General features: G+C 53.4%; 1 protein-coding gene. It reads left to right on the top strand.

Features of this window, described 5'->3' with window-relative positions; all coding sequences use genetic code 11:
- Positions 1-6 precede the first annotated feature (6 nt).
- On the top strand, positions 7-930 hold the full coding sequence (locus ACT3RR_RS23110) for an IS5-like element IS903B family transposase (protein ID WP_001118619.1): 924 nt from the start codon (positions 7-9) through the stop codon (positions 928-930).
- Positions 931-986: the final 56 nt, after the last annotated feature.

Raw genomic sequence — 986 nt, 5'->3', positions numbered from 1 at the left:
CGTTCCGTGGCAAAGCAAAAGTTCAAAATCACCAACTGGCCCACCTACAATAAAGCCCTCATCAACCGTGGCTCCATAACTTTCTGGCTGGATGATGAAGCTATTCAGGCCTGGTATGAGTCAGCAACACCTTCTTCACGAGGCAGACCTCAGCGCTATTCTGACCTTGCCATCACGACTGTGCTGGTCATTAAACGCGTATTCAGGCTGACCCTGCGCGCTGCGCAGGGCTTTATTGATTCCATTTTTTCTCTGATGAACGTTCCGCTACGCTGCCCGGATTACAGCTGTGTCAGCAGGCGGGCAAAGTCGGTTAATGTCAGTTTCAAAACGCCCACCCGGGGTGAAATCGCACACCTGGTAATTGATTCCACCGGGCTGAAGGTCTTCGGTGAAGGCGAGTGGAAAGTCAAAAAGCATGGCCAGGAACGCCGCCGTATCTGGCGTAAGCTGCATCTCGCCGTTGACAGTAAAACACATGAAATCATCTGCGCTGACCTGTCGCTGAACAACGTTACGGACTCAGAGGCCTTCCCCGGGTTAATCCGGCAAACCCACCGGAAAATCAGGTCAGCCGCCGCCGATGGCGCTTACGATACCCGGCTATGTCACGATGAACTGCGGCGTAAGAAAATCAGCGCGCTTATCCCTCCCCGAAAAGGTGCGGGTTACTGGCCCGGTGAATATGCAGACCGTAACCGTGCAGTGGCTAATCAGCGAATGACCGGGAGTAATGCGCGGTGGAAATGGACAACAGATTACAATCGTCGCTCGATAGCGGAAACGGCGATGTACCGGGTAAAACAGCTGTTCGGGGGTTCACTGACGCTGCGTGACTACGATGGTCAGGTTGCGGAGGCTATGGCCCTGGTACGAGCGCTGAACAAAATGACGAAAGCAGGTATGCCTGAAAGCGTGCGTATTGCCTGAAAACACAACCCGCTACGGGGGAGACTTACCCGAAATCTGATTTATTCAACAAAGCC

The sequence above is a fragment of the Ewingella sp. AOP8-B2-18 genome (assembly GCF_052376015.1).
Lineage (GTDB): Bacteria > Pseudomonadota > Gammaproteobacteria > Enterobacterales > Enterobacteriaceae > Ewingella > Ewingella allii.
The sequence above is the reverse complement of the archived record's forward strand: the minus strand, read 5'-3'. Positions and strand labels throughout refer to the sequence as shown.